This is a genomic window from Nocardia sp. NPDC049707, assembly GCF_040674855.1.
Taxonomy (GTDB): domain Bacteria; phylum Actinomycetota; class Actinomycetes; order Mycobacteriales; family Mycobacteriaceae; genus Nocardia.
The window spans coordinates 310378-334682 of record NZ_JBFANN010000003.1 but is presented as its reverse complement, the minus strand read 5'-3'; the positions used below and the strand labels follow the sequence as shown (position 1 = coordinate 334682).

At 62.3% G+C, this 24305-nt stretch carries 20 protein-coding genes and 3 pseudogenes; 15 read left to right on the top strand and 8 right to left on the bottom strand.

The genetic code is table 11. The features are described 5' to 3' along the window. The first annotated feature begins 21 nt into the window (after positions 1–21). Positions 22–987: a LysR family transcriptional regulator gene (locus tag AB0J29_RS05865; RefSeq protein ID WP_364779863.1), complete on the top strand. Its 966-nt coding sequence runs from the start codon at positions 22–24 to the stop codon at positions 985–987. A gap of 278 nt (positions 988–1265) precedes the next feature. On the opposite strand, the gene AB0J29_RS05860 is transcribed toward AB0J29_RS05865, so the two are convergent. Continuing rightward, positions 1266–2798: an AMP-binding protein gene (locus AB0J29_RS05860; RefSeq protein WP_364779860.1), complete on the bottom strand. Its 1533-nt coding sequence runs from the start codon at positions 2796–2798 to the stop codon at positions 1266–1268. Between the two features lie 439 nt (positions 2799–3237). Between AB0J29_RS05860 and AB0J29_RS05855 the strand changes: the two genes are divergently transcribed. Both AB0J29_RS05855 and AB0J29_RS05850 read left to right on the top strand, forming a co-directional pair. Continuing rightward, the gene (locus AB0J29_RS05855) at positions 3238–5175 is read left to right on the top strand and encodes a fumarylacetoacetate hydrolase family protein (RefSeq protein WP_364779857.1); all 1938 of its coding nucleotides are present in this window, start codon (positions 3238–3240) and stop codon (positions 5173–5175) included. 5 nt (positions 5176–5180) lie between these two features. Further along, positions 5181–5387, top strand: coding sequence for an acyl-CoA dehydrogenase family protein (locus tag AB0J29_RS05850; protein ID WP_364779853.1), 207 nt, complete (start codon positions 5181–5183; stop codon positions 5385–5387). A 139-nt stretch (positions 5388–5526) separates the two neighbouring features. On the opposite strand, the gene AB0J29_RS05845 is transcribed toward AB0J29_RS05850, so the two are convergent. Then, positions 5527–6114: a TetR/AcrR family transcriptional regulator gene (locus tag AB0J29_RS05845; protein WP_364779850.1), complete on the bottom strand. Its 588-nt coding sequence runs from the start codon at positions 6112–6114 to the stop codon at positions 5527–5529. Positions 6115–6271: 157 nt separating this feature from the next. On the opposite strand from AB0J29_RS05845, the gene AB0J29_RS05840 reads away from it, so the two are divergent. Together AB0J29_RS05840 and AB0J29_RS05835 are read left to right on the top strand one after the other, a co-directional pair. Then, entirely contained in the window at positions 6272–6892 is a 621-nt protein-coding gene (locus AB0J29_RS05840; protein ID WP_364779847.1) for a nuclear transport factor 2 family protein, read from the top strand. A gap of 421 nt (positions 6893–7313) precedes the next feature. Continuing rightward, positions 7314–8450, top strand: coding sequence for a serine hydrolase domain-containing protein (locus AB0J29_RS05835; protein WP_364779844.1), 1137 nt, complete (start codon positions 7314–7316; stop codon positions 8448–8450). Between the two features lie 374 nt (positions 8451–8824). On the opposite strand, the gene AB0J29_RS05830 is transcribed toward AB0J29_RS05835, so the two are convergent. After that, a complete protein-coding gene (locus tag AB0J29_RS05830; protein ID WP_364779841.1) occupies positions 8825–9004 on the bottom strand; it encodes a hypothetical protein in 180 nt (59 codons plus the stop codon). Between the two features lie 205 nt (positions 9005–9209). Between AB0J29_RS05830 and AB0J29_RS05825 the strand changes: the two genes are divergently transcribed. The 5 genes and pseudogenes from AB0J29_RS05825 to AB0J29_RS05805 all read left to right on the top strand — a co-directional run bounded on the left by AB0J29_RS05825 (position 9210) and on the right by AB0J29_RS05805 (position 14775). Then, positions 9210–10541, top strand: a complete 1332-nt coding sequence (locus tag AB0J29_RS05825) for a cytochrome P450 (RefSeq protein ID WP_364779838.1) — start codon at positions 9210–9212, stop codon at positions 10539–10541. A gap of 182 nt (positions 10542–10723) precedes the next feature. Next, a pseudogene (locus AB0J29_RS05820) lies at positions 10724–11191 on the top strand (LLM class flavin-dependent oxidoreductase); the annotation flags it as partial. 221 nt (positions 11192–11412) lie between these two features. Beyond that, the gene (locus AB0J29_RS05815) at positions 11413–12636 is read left to right on the top strand and encodes a cytochrome P450 (protein WP_364779835.1); all 1224 of its coding nucleotides are present in this window, start codon (positions 11413–11415) and stop codon (positions 12634–12636) included. Between the two features lie 440 nt (positions 12637–13076). Next, positions 13077–13847, top strand: coding sequence for a phosphotransferase (locus AB0J29_RS05810; protein WP_364779832.1), 771 nt, complete (start codon positions 13077–13079; stop codon positions 13845–13847). A 106-nt stretch (positions 13848–13953) separates the two neighbouring features. Beyond that, the gene (locus AB0J29_RS05805) at positions 13954–14775 is read left to right on the top strand and encodes an NAD(P)H-binding protein (RefSeq protein WP_364779829.1); all 822 of its coding nucleotides are present in this window, start codon (positions 13954–13956) and stop codon (positions 14773–14775) included. Between the two features lie 313 nt (positions 14776–15088). Here AB0J29_RS05805 and AB0J29_RS05800 read toward each other — a convergent pair. Then, positions 15089–15380, bottom strand: a pseudogene (locus AB0J29_RS05800) (helix-turn-helix domain-containing protein). Between the two features lie 94 nt (positions 15381–15474). On the opposite strand from AB0J29_RS05800, the gene AB0J29_RS05795 reads away from it, so the two are divergent. Then, positions 15475–16065, top strand: a complete 591-nt coding sequence (locus AB0J29_RS05795; protein ID WP_364779826.1) for a TetR/AcrR family transcriptional regulator — start codon at positions 15475–15477, stop codon at positions 16063–16065. Between the two features lie 52 nt (positions 16066–16117). Beyond that, positions 16118–17802, top strand: a pseudogene (gene kstD, locus AB0J29_RS05790) (3-oxosteroid 1-dehydrogenase). Between the two features lie 628 nt (positions 17803–18430). Here kstD and AB0J29_RS05785 read toward each other — a convergent pair. Continuing rightward, the gene (locus AB0J29_RS05785) at positions 18431–19021 is read right to left on the bottom strand and encodes a TetR family transcriptional regulator (protein WP_364779823.1); all 591 of its coding nucleotides are present in this window, start codon (positions 19019–19021) and stop codon (positions 18431–18433) included. A 91-nt stretch (positions 19022–19112) separates the two neighbouring features. Here AB0J29_RS05785 and AB0J29_RS05780 point away from each other — a divergent pair, with 91 nt between their 5' ends. Beyond that, complete coding sequence (locus tag AB0J29_RS05780; RefSeq protein WP_364779821.1) at positions 19113–19523, top strand: nuclear transport factor 2 family protein; 411 nt, start codon at positions 19113–19115, stop codon at positions 19521–19523. A gap of 628 nt (positions 19524–20151) precedes the next feature. On the opposite strand, the gene AB0J29_RS05775 is transcribed toward AB0J29_RS05780, so the two are convergent. The 3 genes from AB0J29_RS05775 to AB0J29_RS05765 all read right to left on the bottom strand — a co-directional run bounded on the left by AB0J29_RS05775 (position 20152) and on the right by AB0J29_RS05765 (position 23405). Next, a complete protein-coding gene (locus AB0J29_RS05775) occupies positions 20152–20922 on the bottom strand; it encodes a MerR family transcriptional regulator (RefSeq protein ID WP_364779818.1) in 771 nt (256 codons plus the stop codon). A 12-nt stretch (positions 20923–20934) separates the two neighbouring features. Next, on the bottom strand, positions 20935–21762 hold the full coding sequence (locus AB0J29_RS05770; RefSeq protein ID WP_364779815.1) for an alpha/beta hydrolase: 828 nt from the start codon (positions 21760–21762) through the stop codon (positions 20935–20937). A gap of 218 nt (positions 21763–21980) precedes the next feature. Continuing rightward, positions 21981–23405 carry an FAD-dependent monooxygenase gene (locus AB0J29_RS05765; RefSeq protein WP_364779812.1) on the bottom strand — a complete coding sequence of 475 codons (1425 nt, stop codon included), beginning with the start codon at positions 23403–23405 and terminating at the stop codon, positions 21981–21983. 47 nt (positions 23406–23452) lie between these two features. On the opposite strand from AB0J29_RS05765, the gene AB0J29_RS05760 reads away from it, so the two are divergent. Together AB0J29_RS05760 and AB0J29_RS05755 are read left to right on the top strand one after the other, a co-directional pair. Further along, on the top strand, positions 23453–23788 hold the full coding sequence (locus AB0J29_RS05760; RefSeq protein WP_364779809.1) for a helix-turn-helix domain-containing protein: 336 nt from the start codon (positions 23453–23455) through the stop codon (positions 23786–23788). A 133-nt stretch (positions 23789–23921) separates the two neighbouring features. Next, complete coding sequence (locus AB0J29_RS05755; protein WP_364779806.1) at positions 23922–24128, top strand: hypothetical protein; 207 nt, start codon at positions 23922–23924, stop codon at positions 24126–24128. Positions 24129–24305: the final 177 nt, after the last annotated feature.

Sequence of the window (24305 nt, the reverse complement as noted above, 5' to 3'; positions counted from 1 at the left end):
AGGTCAGTGCGACCACTCCGTGTGACGCTTCGACAGCTCGAGTACTTCGTTGGAGCCGTCGATGCGGGCACCATGTCGGCGGCGGCGGAGAATTTCGTCGTGTCGCAATCCGCGATCTCGCTTGCGATCGCACAGCTCGAACGGAGTCTGGGATCGCAATTATTGTTGCGCAGCAAGGCAAGGGGCCTCGCCCTGACACCAGCGGGTGCTCATTTGCTCACAGAAGCTCGCCGACTCCTTCGCAGTGCGTGTGAACTCGAATCCAGCGCCCGCCGTCTCGGAAACGAGGTGTCAGGCCAGCTGATGGTCGGAATGTTCCCTACTTTGACTCCGCTCGTGATGCCCCGCATTCTGCGGGAGATCGCCGACCGTCATCCCGCCATGAGGGTCGATTTCCAAGACGGCACCACCGAGCATCTACAGGAATGGCTGCTCAACGGAAGTTGCGAGGTAGCAGTCCATTTCAACCTCGACACTCGCCCGGGCATCGCCGTCATACCGCTGTTTCGCGCACGCCCATACGTTGTGGTGTCGGTTGACCACCCGCTGGCTGACCGGAGCGCCGTCCACCTGCGTGACCTCGCGGCCTTTCCCGGTGTCCTGCTGGACTATCGCGAGACGACCAACTGGTTCGATCGTCTGTTCTTACGGGCAGGAGTGACACCTGACGTCGTGCACCGAGCGCGTGACCTGGAGTCGATCCGCGCTTTGGTGGCGCGAGGAATAGGTTGGTCCATCCTCGTTCGAGGTCCGCTGTCCGATTTCGGCGGTGAGGCAGATCCTCTGTGCTACCTCGAGATAGTCGATGATCAGTCGATCGGTGGTGTGTGGCTGGAGGTCGTGGCGTCTGTTCCCGACGCGACTCGTCTAACGGCGCGTGCGCGTGCCTTTATCGAGTTCTGCATCCAGATATTCGCAAACGAATCCGTTGCGCGACCTCCCGAAAAGGCAAAACTCGACTGTGTGCCTGCGCTCTACTCTGCCTAGGGGTCCTCAAAACCACATGAGCGCGTCGCGAGGTGGAGCATGCCGCGGTAGGAGGTTGCGGTCTTGTCGTAGCGGGTGGCGATGGCACGGTATTGCGGGGATCGTCGCGGCGATCCCTCGCTCGCACAGGTAGCCCCGATCCATCGCATGGAGTATCCGCAGTTGGCCATAGCACCCGCCCGCGGCCGCGTCCTGCCGCGACCCGGTCGCGGCATGCGGATGCCGGCCAACACCCCGGAGATGCTTTCCCCATCGGATATGATCATCGCATTCAATGCTCAGGAATCCGACTGAACCGTTGTCCAGTATTCCTGCTTCAGTATTCTCTTGAACAACTTACCGCTTTCGTGTCGAGGCAGCGAATTATCGAAAACGATCACCTTCGGCACCTTGTATCTCGCGAGATTACTGGCGATGTGAGACCGGATGTTCTCGACGTCGACGCTCGCGTTCGGTGCGAGCTCGATATGGGCCGCAAGCGATTCGCCGTACTCAGGGTCTGGGATGCCGAAGACTGCGACGTCGTTGACGCCGTCGATTTCGAGTACACAGGCTTCGATCTCGGCCGGATAGATGTTGACCCCACCGGAAATGACCATATCGCTGCGCCGGTCGCTCAGATACAGATAGCCGTCGCCATCGAGATGGCCGATGTCTCCTACTGTCAGGAAACCGTCTCGCTCCATATGACGACGTTTTGTGTCATCACCCAGATATGTAAAGTCCGGCCATACCGAATATGATTTGATGTAGATGTCGCCATCTTCGCCGGTTGGCATTTCGGTACCGTCGATGTCCAGAATTTTTATCACCGCGTCGTCGATGGGGTGACCCACCGTTCCCGGATGGGCCAGCCATTCCTCGCTGGTGCAAGAGACGGCCGCACCGACCTCGGAACCTCCATAGTATTCGTGCACAATCGGGCCGAACCATTCGATGGCTGCCCGTTTGACAGGTTTCGGGCATGGTGCTGCGGCATGGAAGATCGCCTTCAGTGAGGAGACGTCATAGCGGTTTCGTGTCTCGGAAGGCAATTTCAGCAGTCGCACGAGCATTGTTGGCACTACCTGCATGTGAGCGATGCGTCTACGCTCGATCAGCTGCAACATCGCCTCCGCGTCGAATCGCGGCATGATTTCGAGATCTACCCCCAGCTCCAGTGCGAATACAGCATGGAGATTGGGCGCCGTGTGATACAACGGCGCTGGAATGAGGCTCGGCATTGATGGTTCCAGCGCCAATCCGCGCAGTACGATCTCGCCGAGTCGTCGACGGTTGTCCGGTGAGACGGTGTCTCGGAGTATGCCCTTCGGGCGGCCCGTGGTGCCGGACGTATAGATAATCCCCATCGGCGGCGCCTCGAGGGAGGAGGTCGCTGCTGTATTTCCGACGATTAGTTCTTCCATATCCGGATATCTACCGGTGAGCATTGGCGCATCGAAACCGAATGCCCTCGCGGTGTCGTGCGGAACGGGAGCCTCGATAATAGAAGACCCCGTGGGTAGCACGGCCTCGACAGCCGGCAGCAAATCAGTGTGCACCACGGCAATTTGGCTACCGCTGTCGGCAAGGAGGTATTCTAAATCGCCACCGGTCCAATGCCAATTCACCGGCACTGGCGTCGCGCCGAGGATGGCGCCCGCCAACATTCCCTCGATGAATCCGATTCCGTTTCGCATGACGATGGAAAATCGGTCGCCGTGAGAAAGACCCATTGCAGCGAGCCCGCCGGCGAGCCGAGCAGCTCGAGCCTTGACCTCGGCATGCGTGCGGGACTCCGTCCCGCATCTGACGATCGGGGAACTATCCATATGAAACTCCACAGTTCGAAATCGGGGAACCAGGCTCTAGCTGTCGACTATCCGCCGCCGGACAAAGTTTGTAAACGACAGGCGAGCTTTCTGAGTGATGAGAAAATCTCATACGAGGCTGCGGGCCTCGAGGATCGCCAGCTTCCAAGTGTCAATGCGCGCCCATTGAGGTCGACCACGCGGAACAGCGGAACAGATAGTGGTGTAAGCGGCAGTTGAGGACACTGGCGTCGTGTGATTCCCTCTCGGCTTCTGGAGATATCTCACTGCAGCTGGTCCCGGGGTCGGCTGGACAGTCATGCGTGACGGAGCTGCATCGAGGACTACGGATGTGGCCACTACGGGCGGCCAGACGCTCTTCTGTGATGTCCGTCAGTATACTTATCAACCAACATACTCTATGTTATCGAGCATAGAAACTGGGCTGTGGAGGCTGACGATGCGATGGGTGACCTACAAATCTGCGAACGGCGATCGTGTGGGCGTGGTGTCGGGGGAGAACATCCATGCTCTCGCCGCGGGCGCACGTCTCATCGATCTGATCGGCGAGGGCGCCGAGCGGTTGCGTGCGGTGGGACAGGAGGTGCTGCGAGCTCCGGACGAGGTGGTCCGGCTCGATGAGGTGGCGTTGCGGGCGCCGATTCCGAAACCGCCCGCGATCCGCGACTGCCTGTGCTTTCTGGACCATATGCGTAACTGTCAGGAGGCTATGGGTGCGCCTCGGACGCTGAAGGATGCGTGGTATCGGATTCCGGCGTTCTACTTCGCGGCGCCGTCGACGGTATTGGGTCCGTACGAGGATGCGCCGACCGCGCCGGGAAGCGCGTGGCAGGACTTCGAACTCGAGATCGCTGCGGTGATCGGTTGTGGCGGTAGGGATCTCACCATCGCGCAGGCCGAACAGGCGATCATCGGATATACCATTTTCAATGATTGGTCAGCACGTGATTTGCAGGCGCTGGAAACTCAGCTGGCGATCGGACAGGGCAAGGGCAAGGACAGCGGCATCACGCTGGGTCCCTATTTGGTGACCCCTGACGAGCTCGAACCTTATTGGCGCGATGGCCGATTGAGCCTCGAGGCTACCGCGCTGGTGAACGGCGAGGTGATCGGGTCCGGGTCGACGGGAGCGATGGATTGGACCTTCGCGGAGGTGATCTCGTACGCATCGCGCGGGGTCGAATTGCGGGCGGGTGAGGTGTTCGGTTCGGGGACCGTACCGACCTGCACGCTGATCGAGCATATGAAGATGACTGATCCCAAGGCTTTTCGGGGCTGGCTCGAGGAGGGGGATGTGGTGACGCTGCGGGTGCAGGGGCTCGGCGAAACTCGCCAGACGGTCCAGCGCACTGCAGCCCCCTATCCGCTGGCCGAGCGTCCGAACCCGGACCGGAAAGCGCCCGCCCCGCGGGTGAACCGCGCGCCCGCGTTGGTCTCGTACTCGAAAGGGCTGCACGATCTCGGCCAGGATGTGTGGGCGTGGACGCTGCCCGACGGTGGTCTCGGCTGGTCGAACGCGGGTTTGATCGCGGGCGACGGCGCATCCTTACTTGTCGACACGCTTTTCGATCTGCCGTTGACCAGGGAGATGCTCGCCGCGATGCGGCCGATTACCGATCGCGCCCCGATCACGCATGTGCTGAATACCCATGAAAACGGCGACCACATCTACGGCAACCAGCTGCTCGGCGAATCGGTCCGCATCATCACCGCGAAACACACCGCGGAGGAGATGGCCCACGGGCTGGCTCCGTCGCTGATGGCGCTTACCCAGGTGCTCGACCTTGACCCGGTGACCAGCCGGTATCTGCGAGAGCGGTTCGCGCCGTTCGACTTCGCCGGTATCCGGCTGCGTCAACCCGACGAGACGTTCGACCGCGAGCTGACCGTGGAAGTCGGTGGTCGCGAGCTGCGGCTGCTCAACCTCGGGCCCGCCCACGCGGCGGCGGACTCGGTCGTGTACGTGCCCGACGCCGGTGTGCTCTTCGCCGGGGACCTGCTGTTCATCGGATGCACTCCGATCGTATGGGGCGGCCCCATCGCCAACTGGATCGCGGCCTGTGACACCATGATCGGCCTCGACGCCCCCACGATCGTGCCGGGCCATGGACCCGTCACCGATCCGGATGGCGTCCGTGCTGTTCGCGCGTACCTCGAGTACGTCAGCGCACAGGGCGATATCGCCCATTCGAAGGGGCTGTCGTTCCAGGAAGCGGCGATGACCATCGATCTCGGCGAGTACGCCACTTGGCTGGACGCCGAACGTGTGGTGGTCAATCTCTACCAACGGTATCGCGAACTCGACCCAACCACACCATCCATGAGCGAGCTCGAAATGTTCGCCCTCCAGGCCCACTGGCTTGCCGGTCGAGACTGACCGTCATGTCCGATCCGCGTACCTCGCACTACGTTTCGTCATGGCATGATGAGGACGCGTTGGCCCTCAGCGATATCCCAGTTGCCAGGGAAAGACTTATCGCGGGGGGTATCGCGGCGGTGGCGATGGAAACGGCCGTCCGGGAAGCGGTGGAGTACGCCAAGGATCGGAGCGCCTTCGGACAGCGTTTGATCGATATGCAGAACACTTGATTCGAACTGGCTGAGGCCGCCACCAAGGCACATGCCGGCAGGGTGTACCTGGATTAAGATCTACGGCGGCTCCAGCGAGATTATGAAGGAGATCATCGCGAGGTCGCTGTAGCAGTTCGTGGATCGGCGACCGCGACCGTCATCCTGCCGCGGTCGCCGATCGCAGCATCGTGTCGAACAGCTCGCCGAGTTTGTCGAAAGCCCGGTTCATGTTGATCTTTTCGGGGGCCATCGCCCATTGCAGATGGATTCCGATGCCCGCGCCGACGAGGAGGACGGCGAGGTCGTCGGAGGTGATCGCCTCCGGCAAACGCACCGAGGAACGTTCGATCCACTGCTTGACGGACTCGCGCAGCCGGTCGTGCAATGCGGCGTACCTGTCGTGGATCGGGGAGTCCGGTTTCACCGCCTCGACGTAGAGAGTGACGAACAACAGTGAGGTCCGAAGGGGCGCCGCGCGTCTGGCTCCGTCGACCAGCGTCGCGACCGTCGATCCTTCCCCAGCGGATTCCTCCAGCAGGATCTCGGCCGCATGGTCGAGCACCGCGCCCAGCAGCCCCTCCTTGCTGCCGAAGTGCCACGGGATCGAGCCGCGGCTGATCCCGGACCGCTCGGCGACATCGGCGAAAGTTGTTTGCTGATAGCCCTTTTCGGTGAACAGTGCGGTCGCGGCGTTGAGTAGCAGCATCCGGCTCTCCCGGGTGGTTTCGGCGCGTCGGCCGGCCACAGCAGCCCTCCTGGTCGGTAGTGGTCAATGCTTCGCTAATCGTAGACCAGCCATTGACTAGCTGTTTGGCAGTTTATATGTTGGACAACATAGGGCAATAGAGCGCCTTCCGTACCTTCCATCGCATTCACGCCGACTCCGAATTAAGGAGACGTACATGACCCTCGCCGACGTCACCGTCGCCCGTCTGGGTGAATTGGAATCCAGGCTCGCGATCCTCGAGGACAGGGAAGCGATCCGAGACGTGCTCTACCGGTACGCTCGGGCCGCCGATCGGTGTGACCTCGACTTGTTCAAATCCTGCTATCACTCGGACGCGATCGACGTGCACTGGTTCTACAACGGCAACGCGCATGCTTTCGCCGACTATGTGGTTCCACTCCTCGCACAGATCGCCAACTCGCAGCATTCGATCACCAATCCACTGATCGAACTAGACGGAGATCGCGCGTTCGTCGAGAGCCAGTGGTACGTGCTGCACCACATCCCGATGGACGACGGATCGGGTCGGTTCATCGACCAGCAACTGGAAGGCCGCTACATCGATGTTTTCGAGAAGCGCGACGCCCAGTGGCGTATTCTGCGTCGGCAGACGGTCGTGGAAGCAGGCCGGGAGATCGTCGTTCCGCAAGATTCGGACCTGCCCCCCGACCATATCTCGGTTGGGCAGCGAGCACCAAGGGACGTGGTCTACCAGGGGATGGCAGTACTCGATGCGCAGATCTTCGAGATGCCCGGAATGGATCTGTGGGGCGCGGCCCGCGCCCGGCACGCCTGAAACCTGCACCACCTGCGCGAAGTGATCCGGGGTAATCGCTTGTCGACAAGCATCGACTGGATGCGGCTGATGCCGTGATGTGATTGACATGAGTTTTTCTCGAGTACATGCAAAGTTATTTGATATTTACAAATGCTTGCTGTCAGGTCGATAGTGGCAGTGATGTCGATCGTGTCTCGACATCAGGCTTACTGAACGACGCCGCACAACGGCTGCTGCCCATGAGGCCTACCCGCATCAGCGGCCATTCGTCTCCTTCGCACTCGCAGGCCGCGAGCAAGGTGCTTACAACAGCGCGGCTGCACCTGGTGAGTTGATTGGACGGATTTGCGAGAAATCGGGCTGAACGATTTGCTGGACGAAACCATGGACCGAGCGGCGGTCTTTCGGCAGGCAACACCACTACAAGGAGCAGGAACCGATGGTGCAAGTATCGGGTGTATGTCAGGCCAGGTTTGCTGAGGTGCAAGAACTCCTAGCGGCCAATCTGGCCTCGGGTGCGGAGGTGGGTGCCTCTATCGCTGTGACGGTCGACGGGATGCCGGTCGTGGATATCTGGGGCGGCTGGACCGATGTAGACCACACACAGGAGTGGGCCCGAGACACCATTACCGGGGTGTGGTCCACGACAAAGACCGTGACTGCACTTGCGACATTGATGTTGATCGACCGGGGCGCTCTTGATCCTTATGCACCGGTTGCCGAATACTGGCCTGAATTCGGCCAGAATGGAAAGGAGTCAGTCGACGTCCGGCATCTCCTCTCGCATACGTCCGGCGTATCGGGCTGGCAGGAGCCGCTGACCCTGGAGGAAATGTACAACCTACGGGTATCGTGTGCTCGATTGGCAGCGCAGGCGCCATGGTGGGAGCCTGGTAGTGCTGGAGGCTATCACGGCTTGACATTCGGCCATCTGCTCGGTGAACTCCTCCGGCGCGTTGACGGCCGGACGCTGAAACAATTTATCGCCGAGGAAATTTCGGGTCCTTTGGATGCCGATTTTCAGCTGGGTCTGGATTCTCGGGACCAGGACCGAGTGTCTAACGTAATACCGCCAGCCTCACCAACGGAGTCTGCGGCCGCTGAGCCGCCGGAGCTCATGGCTAAGTCGCTGGCCAACCCTTTCATGGACGCCGAAGTGTCCAGATCGGATGCATTTCGGCAAGCGGAATTCGGTGCGGGAAACGGCTACACGAATGCGCGCGCGCTGGCTCGAATCCATACAGCAATTTCTTGCGACGGTACTGTCAATGGTGCGAAATTGCTTTCGCCGCGGACCGTCGATCTCATCTTCGAGAAGCAGTCGCAGGGTGTAGATAAAGTGCTGGGGGTCCCGTTGAACTGGGGCGTCGGCTTTGCATTGCCGACGCCGGAGTCCGTTCCGTATCTGCCGGATGGGCGCATCGGTTTCTGGTTCGGTTGGGGTGGTTCGCAAGTCATCGCCGACAACGATCGGCGAATCGTAATTGCGTACACCATGAACAAGATGGGCTCCGGGCTACTGGGTACCGAGCGCTCCATTGCGTACACCAGGGCTGTCTACAGTGCTGTATCTTGACCGGTGGCCGAGGTCGGCCATATCGATCTGGTGCTGGTAATGCAAGGTGGGATATTTAGGTAAACGGACCGGTTTGACTCGTGGCGTCACGACACTTGAATTTCCCTCACTTGGAGATGCAAAGACGGCATCTTGTATCGCACCCGGGGCGAAACTGAACGTGCCAATGCGCCCAGGCGTGTCCGGATGAGATGCTCGGAAAGATTTTATTAAATACAGAATCGAGAGACTCGATTGTTTCTGCAGTAACTCATAAGGTCAAATCGGTGCTGGCGACAAATGGGGGCTTCGTGTAGGGTTCGGGCATAGCCGCGGTATTCATTTGTGAGTCTTCTGGGACCGACGTGGTTACATGTCCCGGCACAGCCGGCAAATCAAATGCCGGAGATATGGCTGGATTGTCGCTGAGCGCCGCCGACCTTTCCATTTGGAATGCCGGCGTCGAAACGCGCGCGGTCGACACCATGGTTAGCGTCCTCAGTGCTACCGATGATCCCGACGACCGAGGTCTGATGCTGTCCCGGCCGGCGGAAGGCGGGCTGTGCGGCGCCCATTGCCAATATAAAACGATCGCTCTAGTATCGACTCGTGGGCACACGAGTAGTCGCCGAAAAGAACCACTGTGCAACATGTTTCGGTGACACGATGACCGTCGCTGATGCCTTGCCGCACCCCAGCTTCAGCTGCGCGCCCGGACTCGAGTAGCGATGGAATCCGGGTGCGAATCGTGTCCCCGCGTGCCGGTTCGGCAGATGACGGATGGAAGACGGCGGAGCACGTGACTCCAACATCTGCCGAACGGCAGGTTTCTCAGCTTATCGAATCGACAACGACCGATGCCCGTCTCTCAGCGAGGTTACCGCGATGGACCTGTTCAACGACGCTTTCCGATGCGATCCTTACCATGAATACGCGCAGCTGCGTGCAGAGTCGCCGATCCACCGGGTGAATGGGCCCATGGGCCTCGAGATGTGGCTTGTCACCCGCTATGAGGACGTCCGTGCCGCGCTCAACGAGCCACGTCTCTCGAAAAGCCCGCACAACGCGCCGCAATGGATGCGTGATCTGGGCTTGGTTACTGAGGATGAAGGGCGAGTCGGTCAGAACATGCTCGCTTCCGACCCGCCCGACCACACCCGTCTCCGCAAGCTCGTCACCAAGGCGTTCACCCGGCGCCGAATGGAAAGCCTGCGGCCTCGAATCCAGCAGATCACCGACGAGATGATCGATGCCATGTCGGAGAAAGACGAGGTCGACCTCATCGATGGACTCGCTTTCCCGCTGCCGATAACTGTGATCTGCGAACTACTCGGGGTGCCTACTGCTGACCGGTACTCCTTCCGCATCTGGACGCGAGCACTTACTGCGCCGTCACTGACCGGGGAGGGTCTGCGGGCCTTGCGCCGAGCGCGCGCGGATATCAGTAAGTATTTGACCGACCTGATCGCCTACAGGCGTGCACACGCCGAGCCGAGTTTCAGCATCGACGACCAGCCCGACCTGGTTAGCGCGCTCATCATCGCCGTCGACGAGCAAGACAGGCTCAGTGATCAGGAGCTGCTCGGCACGCTGCAACTGCTTCTCGTCGCGGGCCACGAGACGACGGTGAACCTGATCGGCAACGGGATGGTCGCCCTCCTGCGTCACCCTGAACAGCGCGCCTTGCTGCATGCGGAACCGGAGCTGCTGCCCGGGGCGGTCGAAGAGCTGTTGCGTTACGACGGTCCCGTCGAGCGAACCACGCCGCGTTATGCGATCGAAGACATCACGCTGTCGGGGACGACAATCCCGGCAGGCAGCGTGGTCTCGGTCGCCCTCGCCTCGGCGAACCGTGACAGCGAGCGCACTCCGAATCCGGATGCGCTCGACATCACACGCAGCACGCATGACAATGTGGCCTTCGGCCACGGCATTCATCATTGCCTCGGAGCGCAACTCGCCAGGATTGAGGGAGAGGTCGCGATCGGCACGCTGCTGCGGCGGTTCCCCGCTCTCGGACTCGCGTGCCCAGCCGAGGAACTGCGGTGGAAGTACGGGACCGCGGTGGATATCTTTCGTGGCCTCGAAAGCCTCCCTGTGCGATTGATCTGAAGTGTCGGTGAATCCGGCTGCGGTGAAGTGGTCTCGGTATTCGGAGAACGAGAGCGCTCCCGCGATGCAGCCGACGTGGTCACCACGCTCGCCAACCTGCTCCGGGCTGAGCGTGTGATCGGAGATGAGGTCGGCGATCCCGATCCGCCCGCGGGGGACCAGGAAGCGACTCATCCGCTGGGAAGGCGGGGCGTGCGCCCGGAGCGGTGAAGATCTGTGTGGCGGCACCGGCCTACGTCACCGACGGGTCCGATGCCGCGATGGCACATGCTCGGGAACAGTGTCGCTGGTTCGGCGGCATGGTCGGCAATCATGTCGCCGATATCGTCGCGAAATACGGTAGTTACGGCGATATTCCGGCCGCGCTCACCGACTACATCGTGGGTCGTCAGGGCTATGACTACAACGAGCACGGCCGCGCGGGCAGTGCCCATGCCGAATTCGTGCCGGATGCCATCGTGGACCGCTTCTGTGTGGTCGGCACGCCCGATGAGCAGTTGGTCCGGCTACACGAGCTGGAAAGGTTGGGTGTCGATCAGTTCGCGGTTTATCTCCAGCACGATGCCAAGACCGCCACGTTGGTGGCGTACGGGGAGTCGGTGCTGCCCAGGCTGGCGCATCCGGTCACGGCGACGGCCGGTGCCGAGTGATGGTGACCTCGTCGGAATCAACTGTCGTAATCCGGCAATGATGATCTGGCGATGCTAGTCGGGGGGTTTCCTGGGCGGTGCGCGCCGGGAGAGGCTAGGGTCGGCCGCGTGCCGATCCGAGTAGTGGCAGCATGACGTTTGCGTTAATGCGCCAGGGGATGCTCGAAGCGGCGAACCATGTTGTCGGAGTTCCTGTTTCACGCGCGTCAGGAGTCACGAATTTGACCACTCCCACTGGCTCGTCGGCCGCCGTCGACGGCTCATCTATTGCGTTGTACACTGCCGAGTTCGCTGCGGATCCGCATGACACCTATCGCGAGATGCGCCGGCGTTTCGGTTCCTTTGTGCCGGTGGAACTGGCGCCAGGGGTGCCCGCCACCTTGGTGATCGGATACCACGAGGCGGTACGGATCCTCAACGATCCGGAACACTTCCCGGCCGATCCCCGGGTCTGGCAGGAGAAGATTCCCGACAGCTGCCCGGTCAAGCCGTTGATGAGGTGGTATCCGGGGCCGCTGCGCAGCGCGGGCGTAGCGCATGCCAGGTATCGGCAAGTCAATGTCGCGGCGATCGATGGAGTGAACTTGTACAGCCGGCACGCCGCTGTGGAGAGGATGGCCATCCCGCTGATCAACACCTTCTGTGGGGCAGGCGAGGCCGACTTGCTCAGCCAGTACGCGTTCCCGCTGGTCTTCGCGGGCCTCAACGACATGTTGGGTTGCCCACCGGAACTGGGCATCCGGGTTGCGACCGGCATGGCACACCTGTTCAACTCCGTCGACGACAACGCCGGTCTGGGCATGGCGATGCTCAGCGAAGCACTACTGGAGCTGATCGCGTGCAAACGAACTGAGCCTGGCGACGACATGCTCACACGAATGGTGCAACACCCCGCCGATCTCGATGAGGAAGAGATCCTGGCGAACATCATCACCCTCTACGGTGCGGCATTGGAACCGCAGCAGAACCTGATCGTCAACACGCTGCTGCTGATTCTTACCGACGACCGGTTCGCAGCCGATGTGCTCGGTGGCAGCCTGTCGACACGCGACGCACTCGATGAAGTCTTGTTCACCGATCCACCGGTAGCAAACTTGGCCACCACCTACCCGCGGCAGCCGATCCTGATCGGTGACACCTGGCTGCCCGCACACCAGCCGGTCCTCATCAGCTTGTCCGCCTGCAACAACGACCCTGCGATCTCCGGCGACTTCCTCGGTAATCGTTCGCATCTGGCGTGGAGCACCGGGCCGCATGCGTGCCCTGCGACGCGGTTGGCGTCATTGATTGCCGAAGACGCCATCGACCAGTTGCTCGATGCGCTACCCGAGATGCGGCTGGCCGTCCCGGCCGAGGAATTGACCTGGCGGCCAGGGCCGTTCCACCGAGCGCTGGCGGCGCTGCCAGTCGTCTTCCCCAAGTCCCCACCATTGGACGTGTTGTAAAGATACCGTTGACTTCGGACTGATTCGTGTTGCTGGCCGAATGTGAAAGATGAACGGTCCGGCCAGCTTCCACGAACTACGCGGCGGGACTGCAACCACGTTCATCATCGCTGCGGAACCTCGCGACCACCCTGCTGAATGGAACCCCGGACCTGCCGTTCCCGAACAATCGGCACGTAATCCCAGTGAAAGATCGAGGCTGGTCTCGATACCAGTGACTCGAGGATCTGGTGAGCTGGTTTCCTTCTGGTTGTTGGGGAGGTTGTGACGGTTCGCCAGTGGGGGCGAGGGGTGACAGCTTTGATGCGCCGTGGCGATCGGCCAACTCGCGCATCGACATTCGGTGCTCTCGGCAGCGGATGTCGGCTTCTCGGAACAACTCGCTGTTGAGGCGCGCGCGGCCCGAATGCAGTGATCATCTATGCCGTAACGTCGGGAGCGTGGAGTTCTCTGAGGGATGGGATAGCTTTGCTGCGCTGATCGACGGTAGCTGGGTCGAGCGCCGCCCCCGGCGACCAGAAGTCGCGGACCAACTCCGGCGGGAAACTGAACTGATGCCTTGGCTGGCACCTCTGTTGCCGCTGCAGGTGCCGGTCCCATGGATGGTGAGCGAGACGCCATTGGTAGTGCGTCATGCGCTCGTGCCTGGTAAGGCAATCGTGTCGGCTGATGTCGAACATGGGCACGCGATGGGAAGATTTCTTCGCGCACTTCACGCCAGTCCCGCGACCGAAGCGGTCCGACACGGCTTGCCACCAGCGGCGGAAACCAGGAGCAGCCGGGTGGCGACAATCAGCCGTTTCCGGGCTGACGTCATGCCGTTGATTCCTGTGGCTCAACGAGATTCGGCACTTGCGGTCCTCGACGCCGCGCGGGAATTCCCGGCGGATACGGTGGTCCACGGCGACCTTGGACCTGAGCATGTGTTGGTGGACGGAGGTCGTCTCGCTGGAGTGATCGACTTCGGCGACGTGCATCTCGGTGATGCCGCGAACGATCTGGCTTGGCCACTGTACGGTGCATCGACAGATTTTGCGGACGCTGTCGCCGACGCGTATGGCGTCACCGTCGACCTCCGTAGGCGTGCGCTGATTTGGCATCAACTCGGGCCGTGGCATGAAGTGACCCACGGCATGGACATTGGTGACGACGGCGTTCGGCAAAGCGGTTTGACAGGGCTGCTCGAAAGGCTGGAGCGTTTCGCTGGATGAGGTCTCGAGTTCCTGCGAGCCGATCTCGATTGGACAGCGTATATGCCAACGTTCGGGTGTCGGAGCAGACTGGGGGACGGCCTTGAACCAGTGTGGGAGGAGCAGTATGAAGATCCTGGTAACAGGAGCGACGGGAAACATCGGCCGCAAGGTTGTCGACCATCTCCTGACCATGGGTGCGACGGATGTGCGGGTGCTGACGAATGATCCACGGCGAGCGGCACTTCCGGACCGGGTCGAGGTGATCTCGGGTTACCTGCGCAGACTCGACAGCCTGCCGATTGCCTTCGAGGGTGTGGACCGCATGTATCTGGCTCCCACCCCGGACACCGTCACTGAGGTCCTCACGCTGGCACGCACGGCTGGGGTCCAGCGGGTCGTCGATTTGTCCGGCGAGCCCGAAAGCTGGTGGGGCAGCGTGACAGAGGCCGTCGAGACGAGTGGCCTGGAGTGGACACATCTGTGGCCGGGAGACTTCATGGAGAATGCCAGGATCTGGGCCAAGCAAATCCGTGACACCGGTGCGGTGCGGGAACCATATCCGAGCACCGCCAGCGCGCCCATCGCCATGGACGACATCGCCGAGGTAGCCGCCACCGCGCTGCTCGAGGACGAGCATGCCGGCAAATCCTACGGCCTGGCCGGGCCGGAGATCCTGACACGCACGGAACTCGTCCGGCAGTTGGGCGTGGCGCTCGGCCGCGACATCCCGTTCATCCCGGTGTCGCGCGACGAGGCGGTCCAGGCGTTCCGCTCCGAGATGGGTGACACCGCAAGCTGGTATGTCGACAATGTGCTCGGCGGTATGGTCGAAAACACGCTTGCTCCAACAGGTTCGGTCCCGGAGATCATCGGCCGTCCCGCGACCACCTTCGCCCGCTGGGCAGCCGACCACGTGGGAGATTTCGCCGAGGCCGCGACACAGTGAGAGCAGCTGGAATCCCCATCGTGGACAACGTCTTCTGGACGACTCGATCGCCCAGGTAGGACCAAGGTCGAAAAGACCCCTCACGGCGCATAATTGGCACGACAGCGTTCGACAGGCACTCCCAGCCAACGAGACACGCTCGTCAGCGACGTCACTTTTCGTCGAGACCAATTGATCTCGGCCCCGCCAGCCAGCGTCAAAACTCACCGATAGGCGACGTCGGAATTCACCGGCGTAGCCACCGGCCTGCGTCGGTGAATCGTGGTGCCGCTTTGTCGGCGCGTCTTGGGGGCGCTCTGAACGAACGTGTGATTCAGGTGCGGCAGTCGGGGGCTAGGACCAGACACAGTGCCGACAGAGCATCGCGGCGGGCGTGGTGGAAGGTGTTCATGCCACGTCGCTCGGCTTCGACGAGTCCGGCTTTTGCGGAGTTGGCCGATGGACTCCGACAGCCCGACCGCGGCGGCGAGGTCGCCCCGTTCTCCTCCCGCCGGGGCTGGTCAGCAGTAGTGACATGAGTCGGCGAGGGCCTTCAGCCGCAGTGCGACCTCGAGGGTGGCGGCGTCATCGAACGGGCCTGCGGCAGTAGAGCTGCAGCCCCCAATGTGGGCCTTTCATGCATCTTGACAGTTACTCCCATATACGGTGATAATTTCGATATAGTAGTTGATCTCAGCTTTAGTAGTCAGGAGGTGCGCCATGTCACTGCGTGAGCGGCAGCGGCGCCAAGTCCGTGCCGATATCCAGCGCGCGGCCTTCGCGTTGTTCGCGCGGGCGGGGTTCGAGGCGGTTACCACCGAGCAGATCGCCGCTGCGGCCGAGGTGTCGACGAGCACCTATTTCCGGCATGTGCGCAGCAAGGAGGACCTGCTGCTGGAACCGGTCCGCGAAGGCGGCGCCGGTATCGCGGGATTGTTGGAGTCGCGTCCGGAGTCCGAGCCCGCTGATGTGGCATTGGCTCAGGCAATCCTGACTCGCTCGACGACCCTGCCGGTCGAGGAACTCGAGCAATGGCGCGCCGCGTTCGCCACGGCCCCGCATCTGCTGGACCGGGTCGCGCTGATCCCGCCGGATCATCGAGTCCGGTTGGTCGACCTCGTCGCGCATCGGATGTCGCGTGACCCCGGGACCGACAGCACGCCGGGGTTGCTGGTGCATCTGATGCTTGCCGCGGCCGAGTACGGCTATCTGCAATGGCTGCGCAGCACCGCAGACTCGGCGGCGTCGCTGCCGGTGTGTGTGGAAGCCGCCCTCACCGCGGTCTTGGACCAGCGTTGGCGCAGCGCCTGAGCCCGTCTTCGCGGCGGCCAGTTTCTTTTCCAGAGACGGAGTTTCATCAGTCATGAGACAGGACAACACACTCACCGATGCGGTGGACGTGGTCGTGGTCGGATCAGGGGCTGCGGGTATGACCGCGGCCATTACCGCCGCCGCCCGGGGATTGTCGGTCGTGGTGATCGAGAAGGCGCCGCATTGGGGCGGGTCCACGGCTCGTTCCGGCGGCGGGGTGTGGATTCCCGGCAACATCGTCCTACGCCGTGAAGCGCCCGCCGATGACCTCGAAGCCGCCCGCACCTATCTGCACGCGATCATCGGCGACACGGTCGACAAGAATCGGATCGACACCTTTATCGACCGCGGCCCGGAAGCCTTCGACTTCCTCACCGCCCACAGCCCGCTGCGGATGCATTGGGTGCCCGGTTACAGCGACTACTACCCCGAAGCCCTGGGCGGTCGTGCCCACGGACGCTCGGTCGAACCTGCCCCGTTTAATGCCGCCTCTCTGGGAGCGGAGCTGGTGAGACTGGAACCCGACTATTCCAAAGCGCCCCGCAACTTCGTGCTCACCCAGGCCGATTTCCGGCAGATCCACCTCGGGCTACGCAACCCCCGAACACCAGGCCGGATGGTCAGGATCGCCGCACGGTATCTCACCGCTCGGCTGTTGCGCCGGCATCTGCTCGCCGCGGCCAAGCCCTGGCCGCGATGCTGCGCCACGGCATGCTCGACGCCGACATCCCACTGCTGCTGGACACCGCCCTGGTCGACCTGCGCACCACCGGCGAGCGCGTGACCGGACTGGTAGTTCGTCGCGCCGGAGTCGAGCACAGCATCACCGCTCGGCGGGGTGTCGTGCTGGCCTGCGGCGGATTCGAACACAACGACACCATGCGTAAGCAGTACCAGCGCGAACCCATCGGTGCCGACTGGACCGTCGGCGCCGCCGCCAACACCGGCGACGGTATCCGCGCCGCGCAAACCCTCGGCGCCGCAGTCGAATTCATGGACGACGCCTGGTGGGGGCCGTCCATCCCGTTACCGCGGCAACCGTGGTTCTGCCTGGCCGAACGCAACCTGCCCGGCAGCATCATCGTCAACGACCGCGCGGAGCGGTTCATGAACGAATCCTTGCCGTATGCCGATGCCGTGCACCGCATGTACGGCGGCGAATACGGCCAGGGAGAAGGTCCAGCAGCCAACATCCCCGCCTGGCTGATCTTCGACCAGCGCTACCGCAACCGCTACCTGTTCGCCGGGCTGCCCCCGCGTCAACCGCTACCGAAACGATGGTTCGACACCGGAGCGCTCACCCGCGCGACCACCATCACCGAACTCGCCGACAAGCTCGGGCTGCCCGCCGACGAACTCACCGCCACCATCACCCGGTTCAACACCTTCGCCCGCACCGGCACCGACGAAGACCACGGCCGCGGCGACAGCGCCTATGACCGTTACTACGGCGACCCCCGTCAACATCCCAACCCGAACCTCGGAGCCCTCGACACCGCCCCCTACTACGCCGCCCGCCTCGTCCCCGGCGACCTCGGCACCAAAGGCGGACTGCGCACCGACCTCACCGGCCGCGTCCTGCGCGAGGACGACACCGTCATCGACGGGCTCTACGCCGCGGGCAATACCGCCACCCCCGTCATGGGCCACACCTACGCCGGACCCGGCGCCACCATCGGACCCGCCATCGTCTTCGCCTACCTCACCGCCATGCATATCGCCACCAGCGGCCGCTGAACCACCACGGCCCGTCCGCGGCGAGAGCGTCCTGGCAGCCCGACGCCAACAACGTGCCGACCAGCGATGAGGCGGTGGTGTTCCCGAACTTCGGGGCCCCGGCAATGCGCACCAGCTCGTCTCAATACTCGGCGATCAGGTCCGGATTCCGGGTCGTCAACGGCTGGCGCAACCTCAGTCGTGTAAGCCTCGATGCTCAGTCGGGCGCGCTGGCCACCTTTGCGGTTGAGCTCGCGCCAATTCCACAGTCCCCGGCCGGTCCATTTCCGTGTCAAGTCCGATCGTGCTCCGGGCATAAGGTCTCCTTGGATCCCCCGGGGTTCATGCACGCCCGGTGGTATGTGGCCGAGGTATCGGCGGACTCGCTACCGGACGAGATTCCACACATGCATTGAAGATTCCGAAAAACGTTCCAGCAGAACGTGACTCACGCTTAAACAGCCCGCGGCTTTTGTCAATGAACTGCGATGTTGGTAGCGCTGGTCCGGAATGCTTGAACATTTCGGCTCTGATGGGCTTAGACCGGGCTCGGCCGTGTCTTACGTGGTTGCGCCTAGAACGTCGGTGTCGCAGGCCAGTCGGCCATCTCGGGCAACGCCGTGCAGGCATGCTGCATATTGGAGTGCGCTCAGTCCGCGGGGGTGGAGTCTTGGATGTCGGCCTTGGTGATTGAGCGGACGACTGGGCGCAGAATCTCGACTACCCGGTCCGGGTCGGCCTCGGTGAGGTGATCGAGCTTGACCAGATGGCGGCACAGGACGATGCCGAGTAGCGCGGCGCTGACCACTTCTGCGCGCAGATCAGCTTCCTCACCAGGGATGGCGCCGCTGATCTGGTCCTTGTAGATACGCGAGGAGGTGCGGATCTCCTCGGCGGCCTCGGGGTGGGTGAGCATCGACCGCAGCATGGCCAGCGAGGTAACAGGTTCCTCGATCATTGAGTCGCGCAGTCTGTCGAGCAACTGCTCGGCGATATCCGCGGCGCTGCCCCCGGCTAGCAGTGCCGATCCGGACCCGATAGCGCTCAGGAACAGCTGCTGTTTGCTGCCGAAATAATGGATGACGAGTCCGGGATCCACGCCTGCGCCGGTGGCGACCGCCCGGATGGTGGTGCGGTCGTAGCCGGATTCGGCGAACAACGTCCGGGCGTGGGCGAGGATCCGCGCCTCGGTATTGCGTCGCTGCTCGGCCCGCGAAGTAGGCGCCGAAGGGTTGCTCACGCGGGTCATTCTACGGACGTTGACCAAAGCTGGTTTTCGTTCTACGCTCGTTGAATCACTGATACAACGAGCGTTGAATGAAAGGATTGCGATGAGTCAACCAGCAGCGGAGAGCCCGTTACAGGTCTTGGAGCAGCGAAACAAGGCGATCCTGGCCAACGACATGCAGGCGTTCGTGGACCTGTTCGCGGAGGACGGCGTGATCGAGATGCCTTTCACCGCAGGCGAACTGCCCGCACAGCTGGCAGGCAAAGAGGCAATTCGGGCATACGCGATCGACACCGACCGCGGTGGGTTCCTCCTCGACGAACTGCAGGTGCGCCAAACCTACCGGACCGACGATCCCGAGGTCGTGATCGTCGAATTGACGTCCGTCGGGCGCATCACATCGACCGACCAGCCGTTCCAGGTGCCCTGTATTCAGGTCTTCCGGATCCGCGACGGGAAAATCGTGTTGTTCCGTGACTACGTCGGCCACGCGTTCCTACCGGACCTGAGCTGAGCCTCAATCCAGGCGGGCCAGGTAGTCCTGTGGGCACATTCCCGCCACCTCGAGCGCATCCTCGTCGAACGTTCGGGCCCATGACAGCGTCTCACGTTGTGTAACGAGATTGGTTGCACTGGTTTATGTTTGAGCGTGGCTGATGTGTTGTCGGTCTGGGGCTGGTGTCGGACGAGCTGTGGGAGATGCTTCAAGAAGCTGATGAAGGCGAAATCAGCGACGTAAGACACGGTCTCAGGGCAGGGAAATTGGCTAGACGGAGATTTCCCGAATGTTCGTCCGCGCTGGCACGTTAGAGTTCGGCGTCACGCCGCCGCCACTCAGGGCACACCAGCGAATCGGTCGCTCCATCCTCACCGTCGATGTCGCTGAGCGTCCCGTTCATCTTCATCCTGAGTGCCGCTCAACAGTCGGAGCTGGGACGTACTCTCTGGCTGTGCGTCATTCGGCGCCCGGCGTGGCGACTTGTGCAGACGAAAATTGACGGCACTTCGGTTGTCAGAGTGGCGTGTTGCGAGTTGAGGTGATGCGGGTCGTGTGGAGTGAGCAGGACTGCGTCAGATATGCGGCAGAACGTTAGGGCCGGTCTTCCGCTGGTTTTATTGGCGCAAGTCAGATTTCGACGCCCCTACGATGCGTCTATTCGCTCGAGCTTGGTCCAGCCGCTCCAGCCTCGCTTCTTCAGCAGCTCGGTCAGTCGACGGGCCGGCGGCCAGGTGTCGAACGCCAGCGTGTCCAACAGTTCGACCAACAGTGGCTCGATGTCGGGCTCCTGGAGATAGTCCTCGCCCTGCTCGTCGGCTATCAGCGTGATATACGAGGCCATCTTGTCGGCCAACTCGGCAAGCGTTCGGTCGTCGGTCCGATCCAGAGCCTGGCCCAGTGTGAGATAGAAGTCGATGAGCTGTGGGTCGGCGATCTGCTTCCGCTTGCGTGTGATCCACTCCGGGACCCGCTGGGGCGAACGCGCGACCAGCGGGATCCAGCCGTCGCGTTCGACCTGGACGATCCGCTCGTCGACCCCGAGCGCCCGCAGTTGGTCGAGAAACTCGATCAACTCCGGAGGCAGTGCCAGGTTGTCTCCGGCAGCGAGGCGGGCGATCCGCCTGCGGAGCCGCTGCCGGTGCCGAATCTCTGCCCGCAGCTGCCTGTCGATGTCTGCGACCGACATCGCGAACTCCTCTGCGTCGGCCTGGAGGAGCTCCCGCACGCGCGCCAGCGGGACCCCGGCCTCGGCGAGCGTCCGGATCCTGATCAGCTCGACCACAGTAGCGGCGTCGTACCTCCGATAACCGGAGTGATCTCGCTCCGGTTCCGGCAGCAGCCCCTTGGCGTGATAGTGCCGCACCGCTCGTACCGTTACTCCGGCGTACGAGGCCACCTCGCCGATGGTCAGCATTGGATCAGTCTCCTAGACCTGGGAACTATGACGAACTGGCCTGGCAGGCTGGGCCTGCGTGTTCCGGATGATCCGGGCGATCTCCTGGGCGTGGGTGACAAGCAGCCCGTGACCGGCGTCGAGCCACGATGTGGAAATGTGCGGCTGTTCGCGGACCAGCCGCTCGATACCAGCCCGCCAGTTCTGATTGCGCCATGGTGCACGCCCTTCGCCGGTGTCGCCGGCCATCGAAGTCGACATGATCATGCTGATCGGACAATCAATCTTCCGATACCGGTCCAGGATCGCCGAGCGCACTACATCCACCTCGAGATTCAGGTCGAGCATTTCCTGTGCGGTGAGCAGCACCTGACACGGGGTGCCTTCTCTAGCCTCGATCCACGTCGCCAGACCGTCGAACATTGCACGGAACTCCGGCAGGTCGGCCTCGGTGATGAATGGTTCGGGCACCGGGTTCGCCCCGTCGATGAGAACCATCTCCGCGACGATGCCGGGATGCTCGGAGGCATAGTGCACGACAAGGTCCGCGCCGAGCGAGTGGCCCACGAGCATGGGCGCCGAGGGCAGGTCGAGGCGTCTCACCTCCGCCATCACAGCGACGAAATCATCCAGGAACGCCTCGAAGGAGTACTGGTCGGCGGCCGAGGAGACGCCATGACCCCGCAGGTCGAAGGTCACCACGTCATGATCGCGCCGCAGCAGCTCGATCAGCTCGTGCAGGTCAGCCTGTGTCGTGAGGAGCCCGGGGCACAGGATCAGCGGTCGTCCGCGACCGCCGCGGGACACCGGAATCGTGACGCCGCCGTGGCGGACCGTGAAGTAATTGGTTTCCGTAGTCATGCCGACAATGCTGAGAGGTTGACCCTGCGTCATGGTCAACTGTCGAGGCGCTGTGTCCATGGCCAGGACCCCGAGCAACTGACAGAACGTTCGAATCAGGTTCGTAGGCAGAACATCTCAACTCATGCTGGCCCGACGCTACGACGCGGACATCAAGACCCTCGGCAGCCAGAAAGCAGCCAAACCCGCACACTGCGATTCCGTGGCCTGGGGTGCGTTCACCGATCGGAACTACCCGACGCTTCGCGCTGAACCCACTGCAGTGAAAGAGCCTGCGTCAGTGACGCGACGTCCGAGCCTGCCCAGCACACATACCCATCGGGTCGCACCAGTACGGCCTCCGCGTCCAGGTCGCGCTGTGTCACCACGTAATCGATGTGATCCGACCACTGCGCGACGCACGCTCGTAGCCGGTTTCCTCTCGCCAGCAGAGCGGCACGCCCAGTCCTTTGCTCGAGGCCGGGCAGGCGCCGCCCGAGGAGAGGATGTGGGTCTCCCGGCAACGGGTAGTGGATATCGAGCCCGGACATCATGCCCGCAACAAACTTGTTGGCTTGTGGCAGTTCCAGCAACTCCTCGACAATCGTGCGCAACGCCAGATTCTCCTCATCGGGCATGAGCAATACGCTCTGGGCGCGAGTGTTCGCCAGCACTCGCGCGGCCACAGGATGCCGCTCCGTCTGATAAGTATCGAGCAAGCCATCCGCAGCCCAGCCCTTGACCTCGGCAGCCAGCTTCCACCCCAGATTGAAGGCGTCCTGCATTCCGAGATTCAGCCCCTGCCCGCCCATTGGTGAATGGATGTGCGCGGCATCCCCCGCGAGCAAGACGCGGCCGTGGCGATACGTCGAGACCTGTCGTGAGGTGTCGGTGAAGCGAGAACCCCAACGAATATCGCTCGCCTTCACCTCGGAGCCGAAGGACACGGCGAGTGCCCTGTCCACCTCGCCTATGGTGATAGGCGCGTCCCGGGAAAGATCACGCTGCTCTGGGCCATAGAAAAGAAACCGATATACATTCTGTCCGATCGGGGCCAGATAACCTTTGCCCGACCGAGAGGGAGACATTTCGGGTATCGACCATGAGGTCGGTGCGGGTCCGGTCAGTGTGAGGTCCGTCACTGCCATGTGCAACCGTCCGTCCAGCCCGGGGAACTCGATTCCAAGCAACTCCCGCACCGTGCTGCGCCCGCCATCGCAGCCGACAAGGTAGCGGCCGCGCAGCCGCTGGGAACCCGCCGTCGCGACAACCCCCGCCCCGTCCTGGACGATCTCGGTCAGCTCGTGGCCGCGCAACACGATGGCACCCAGATCTGCAGCTCTGGCCTCCAAGATCGCCTCCACGCGTACCTGGGGGATGCCGATCATGTATGGGTGCGGGGTGTCCCAAGCGCTGAAATCGAGCCGCAATCCGGCGAAATGCCCAGCCGGCACGCGCTGGATCGCCGCATCGCTGACCCGGTCGAGCAGCCCACGCGACTCGAGGAGTTCCGCGGTACGCGGTTGCAGCCCGAGCGCTTTGGATTGCCCGCTCGGTTCGTTCAGTCGCTCCAGCACAACTGTGGATACTCCAGCCGAGCCCAGCTCTGTGGCGAGGGTCAGCCCGGTAGGCCCAGCTCCGACAATGATCACATCGACGTCCATGCCGCGACGGTAGACCCTGAGGTGTCCCTTACTGCAAGGATAGGAACGTGAACCACCCGTTGGATCCCGACATGTTCGCGAACTGCCTCCCGCTCAGACCTCCGATCCAGATCGGCGGAAAATGGACGGCGAAGATCGTGGTGAGCCTCTCGGCCGCTCCCCGACGATTCTCAGAGCTGGAGGCAGTCCTTATCGGGATCACTCCAAAGGTTCTCACCGAATCGCTACGCGCGATGCAGGACTCCAAGCTGATCACCCGAACCACCTATGACGAGCATCCACCCCGAGTCGAATACGCGTTGACACCGCTCGGCCGATCCCTACTCGAACCCATCGCCGTCGCCTGCCGGTGGATAGACCATTTCGTCAAGGAAAGTGCATAAAAGTCTTGTTTCTTCCGTCAAGTATTCTCCCTGGAAGCAAATCGCTTCGAGTTGGACATTAACGCGACAGTTGTATTTTGTTGTGCTGCAGGAGGTTTGATCTCGCTGTCGGTTGTGGGTATTGGGTGATGTTGTGGCCGAGGATGTTTCGGCGTGGCAGGCGGGCTTCGATGAGGCGTTCGCTCGGGTGGCGGTGTATTCTATCAGGCGGAGCCGCGGCGTAGGCGGATCCGTATTCATCGAGCCGCTCCTCGAGAAAAAGATCAAAACGGGGGGACAGGACGGCTATTCCGCCGCTGGCATGCCAGCTGAGGCGATCACCCGGCTCCCAGGCCTGTGAGGCGACCAGCTCGACGGTCCATGATCTGTCCATGCGTATCGACCGGACGCAATGATTACCTGACCGCGGTCGGGCGGTGGCGGCGCATACAGGCGAGCGGCAGCTCGACTATGTCTCGTGCCGTGGCTCCGGGATGCGCGACGGCCTGGCCGAGGACTTCGGACCTGTGTGGAATCA